This window comes from Nocardiopsis listeri (assembly GCF_020741345.1).
GTDB classification, from domain to species: Bacteria; Actinomycetota; Actinomycetes; order Streptosporangiales; family Streptosporangiaceae; genus Nocardiopsis; species Nocardiopsis listeri_A.
This window is the reverse complement of sequence record NZ_DYZD01000252.1, coordinates 1-4,179: the sequence shown is the minus strand read 5'-3', so window position 1 is coordinate 4,179 and position 4,179 is coordinate 1. Positions and strand designations below refer to the sequence as shown.

Below are 4,179 nucleotides of genomic sequence, written 5' to 3'. Positions count from 1 at the left end.
GTCATGACACCGGGGTCACTGGGTGCTGGGAAGCTCGTCCTCGACACCGTTGCCGCCGCCGTTCCCGTTACCGGGGGTGCCGCCACCGGGGGACTCGTCGTCCTCGGGGTCCTCCTCCGGGTCGGTGCCGGGGTCCGTGCCGGGCCCGGTCGGTTCCTCGGTCGGCTCCCGCTCCGGGTCGCACTCGTCGGGGTCGGGCGAGGCCGCGTCCCGCTCCTCCTCGTCCTGCTCGGTTTCGGTCGCCGTGGGCGTGACCTCGTCCCGGGGTGTGCAGGTGGAAGTGGACTCGAGGCCCTCCTCCTCCGTGCCCTCCTCGGTCTCGGGGGACGGAGAGGCCTCGGAACCCTCTTCGGGCTTCTCGGTGGGATGGCTGGTCCCGGTCGCGGAGTCGCTCGCGGTGGACGAAGCGGACGCGTCACCACCCTGGTCGCCATCGGCGGCGGGCGGGGCGTCCTCGTGACCCGCTCCTGCGGGCACCATCTCCATCACCTGGTCGCGCATCTGAGGGCTCGACATGATCACCGAAGCGGCGATGAGCACGGCTCCCGCCACCGCGGCGACGGGGCGAAGCCAGGGCAGACCGAACCAGAGCGCGCCACGACGACGTTCGGTGCGCTCGCGGATCAGATTGAGGCCCTCGGCCGACGGTGTGAACTCGTCCGCCTCTGCGCGCAGGGCCTGCCGGAGTCGGTCCTCGAACTCCGTCTCGTTCGGATCGTTGGGGCTGCTCATGTGGTCTGCTCCAGTGCAGAGCGGAGCGCGGAAACGCCACGGGAGGTGTGGCTCTTGACCGCGCCTCGGCTGATGCCCATGGCATCGGCGATCTGTGCTTCGGACAGGTCACCGTAGTACCGGAGCACGATGGCCTCTCTCTGGCGGGTGGGAAGTTTGCGCAGGGCGCGGATCACGGCCTCGCGTTCCAACAGATTCATGGCACCGTGTTCGGCGCTGGGGGCGTCCGGTAGGGCCTTGGGGGCGTGCTTCTCGACCACGGCGCGGTGACGCAGGACGGACCTGGCCTTGTTCACCACGGCCTGACGCAGGTAGGAGAGGGCCTTGTTGGGGTCCCGCAGGCGGCGCCAGGCTCCGTGCATGGCCACGAAGGCGTCCTGGACGACCTCCTCGGCGGTCGCGTGGTCCCGGACGAGAAGGGTGGCGAGTCGAACGAGTGGACGGTAGTGCTCCCGATAGAGCTCCGTCACGGCGTGGTCGGCGTCCCACTCGACCGAGAGCGGCGCCGTGGTGGCCCCGGCAACCATGGTTTCTGTCGTCACATCTGTTCGACGCACACCCTTGTCGCGGGGTTTACGAAAGGGCATACCTCTTCTTTTCCAGGTAGTCGTGCGTTCCAATCCGAACGCGCCGGATCCGGCCGAAGAGCGGATGGAATGGACACTTCGACGCGCACGGACGCCAAGCCTATCGTGCCGTATCCCACTGTCGTGGGGGGAGCCGGAATCGGAACGGTCGCAGAAAGGTTGAGGGTTCATCTCTTCCTCGGGTCCCCTGCGGCCCACGGGCCACTGCGGCATCATGGTCCACGGACGAACCAGGTAAGGACCCCGCCACACGGCGTGGGACCGATGATGGAAGGTGTGCGATGGCCGATCCCGACTGCCTTTTCTGCAAGATCGTCGAGGGGGAGGTGCCGGCGGAGATCGTCCGCCAGGGAGAGCGCACGGTGGCCTTCCGCGACATCAACCCCCAAGCTCCCACCCACGTCCTGGTGATCCCGCGCGACCACCACCCCGACGCCGCCTCCGCGGCGGCCCACGACAGCGGCCTGCTGGACGCCCTGGTCCGGGACGCCCACGAGGTCGCCGTGGCCGAGGGCGTCGACGAGACCGGATACCGGCTCGTCTTCAACACCGGAGCGGGCGCCGGGCAGACCGTTTTCCACCTCCACGCGCACGTCCTGGGTGGTCGTGGCCTCAACTGGCCCCCCGGCTAGCTCCCGAGAGCGCCGGTGGGGCACGAACAAACCCATCGAGTCCGCCGGATCCACCTTGGTAGACTCGAACGCAGGGCCCCACCGGCCACTTCGGGCGTCCCGAACCCCCGTGGTGAGCCGGAACGGCGCCGTCGACCGCGGTGCCTGGCCCGGGACCCGGCCCCCGACGAGGGGCCTGTGATCGAAGGGTAGGGACAGCGGCCGTAAGGCCACACCATGGCCGAGTCAACTCACACGCACCCGGACGCCGGCAGCCAGGTCAAGGTCGTGGTGCCGGACGAACACACGATGATCAGCCTGCTCGGCTCGGGTGACGAACTGCTCCGAGCGTTGGAGCGGGCCTTCGACAGTGACATCCACGTCCGCGGCAACGAGTTCACGATCAAGGGAGACCCCGAGGAGACGGCCGTCGTGGTCCGCCTCGTGGAAGAGCTCATCGAACTCGCCAAGAGCGGCACGCACGTCACCCCGGACACCATCGAGCGCATGATCCACATGTTGGGCTCCCCGGGCAACGAACGCCCCGCGGACGTGCTCACCACCAACATCCTGTCCAACCGGGGCAAGACCATCCGCCCCAAGACGCTGAACCAGAAGCGCTACGTCGACATCATCGACCAGCGCACCGTGGTCTTCGGCATCGGCCCGGCGGGTACCGGAAAGACGTACCTGGCGATGGCCAAGGCGGTCAAGGCCCTGCAGGACAAGGAGGTCAACCGGATCATCCTCACCCGCCCCGCGGTCGAGGCCGGTGAACGCCTGGGTTTCCTGCCCGGAACCCTCTACGACAAGATCGACCCCTACCTGCGACCGCTCTACGACGCCCTGCACGACATGCTCGACCCGGATTCCATCCCCAAGCTGATGGCCGCCGGCACCATCGAGGTCGCCCCGCTGGCGTACATGCGTGGCCGCGCCCAACCGGTGCACACCAACGTGCTGACCCCGGAGGGTTTCCGGCCGATCGGGGAGCTGGAGGTCGGAGACCTGGTGGTGGGGTCCGACGGGAAGCCGACCCCGGTGCTCGGGGTGTACCCGCAAGGGGAGAAGGCGACCTACCGTTTCTCCTCCCAGGACGGCGCCTCGACACTCTGCTCCGAGGATCATCTGTGGACCGTGCGGACCAGGGACGACGCGCGTCGGGGCGAACCGGCACGGGTGCTCACCGCCAAGGAGATCGCCGAGAGCGGTCTGGGCGCCTCGCATTACCGCGAATACGAGCTTCCGTTGCTCAGTGAGCCGGTGGCGTTCCCCGAGCGCGAGGTCCCCATGGACCCCTACGCGCTTGGAAGGCTACTGGGTGACGACTCTCCGACGGAGACCACCACGCCCTCCTTCGCCACCAAGGACCCGGAGCCGGCCGAAGCATCGGGAGCGGCGTCTCCGGGGATTCGAATGCGCCACGAGGGCGGGGTCGACCACGTACCCGACCGGGAGGGCGAACCCGGTGACGTGATCACCATCGCCGACCCGGTCACCGCCATCATGCGTGAGCTGGGTCTGTGCGGCACGAATTCGACGACCAGGTTCGTTCCCGAGATGTACCTGTACAACTCGGCCGAGGTCAGGCTGGCGCTGCTCCAGGGGTTGCTGGACGCCGACGGTGGTCCGGTGGGCCGAAAGGGCCGTACCTGTCGTGTCCACTACGGGACCGCTTCGGTGCGGCTGCGCGACGCGGTGACCTTCCTGGTACGTTCCCTCGGCGGCGTCGCCCACGGGCGCACGCGTCCCGCCGAGGTGCGGAGCCCGGGCCCGGCCAGGGAGCGTGAGGTCTTCCACCGTCAGGACGCGTACGTCCTCGACCTGCGCCTGCCGGAGGGGATCGCTCCGTTCCGGCTTCGCGGTAAGGCGCAACGCTACGACTCCACCGGTGGTGGACGCCCGATGCGCTTCGTGGACTCGATCGAACCCGTGGGGAGCGAGGAGTGCGTGTGCATCCAGGTGGCCGCGGAGGACTCTCTCTACGTCACCGAGGATTTCCTGCTCACGCACAACACCCTCAACGACTCCTTCATCATCTTGGACGAGGCGCAGAACACCTCGCCGGAGCAGATGAAGATGTTCCTGACGCGACTGGGTTTCGGATCCAAGATCGTGGTCACCGGTGACGTCACCCAGGTGGACCTTCCCGGTGGGCAGACCAGCGGACTGCGCACCATCGAGAACATCCTGCGTGATATCGACGACATCGCCTTCTGCCGGCTGACCAGTGAGGACGTCGTCAGGCA

The 4,179-nt window shown here is 68.1% G+C and carries 3 protein-coding genes and 3 pseudogenes; 4 read left to right on the top strand and 2 right to left on the bottom strand.

What is annotated here, in order from left to right; translation table 11 throughout:
- Positions 1-15: 15 nt before the first annotated feature.
- Positions 16-732, bottom strand: a complete 717-nt coding sequence (locus tag K8V84_RS13185; protein WP_304074554.1) for a hypothetical protein — start codon at positions 730-732, stop codon at positions 16-18.
- On the bottom strand, positions 729-1,259 hold the full coding sequence (locus tag K8V84_RS13180) for a SigE family RNA polymerase sigma factor (protein WP_304074552.1): 531 nt from the start codon (positions 1,257-1,259) through the stop codon (positions 729-731). Before K8V84_RS13180 ends, K8V84_RS13185 begins: the two co-directional genes overlap by 4 nt.
- A gap of 341 nt (positions 1,260-1,600) precedes the next feature.
- Here K8V84_RS13180 and K8V84_RS13175 point away from each other — a divergent pair, with 341 nt between their 5' ends.
- The 4 genes and pseudogenes from K8V84_RS13175 to K8V84_RS25865 form a co-directional block, all read left to right on the top strand.
- Positions 1,601-1,951, top strand: a complete 351-nt coding sequence (locus tag K8V84_RS13175; protein ID WP_304074551.1) for a histidine triad nucleotide-binding protein — start codon at positions 1,601-1,603, stop codon at positions 1,949-1,951.
- 216 nt (positions 1,952-2,167) lie between these two features.
- A pseudogene (locus K8V84_RS25875) lies at positions 2,168-2,866 on the top strand (PhoH family protein); the annotation flags it as partial.
- Positions 2,855-3,619, top strand: a pseudogene (locus K8V84_RS25870) (phosphate starvation-inducible protein PhoH); the annotation flags it as partial. The pseudogenes K8V84_RS25875 and K8V84_RS25870, both read left to right, overlap by 12 nt.
- A 327-nt stretch (positions 3,620-3,946) precedes the next feature.
- Positions 3,947-4,179: pseudogene (locus K8V84_RS25865) on the top strand (PhoH family protein); the annotation flags it as partial.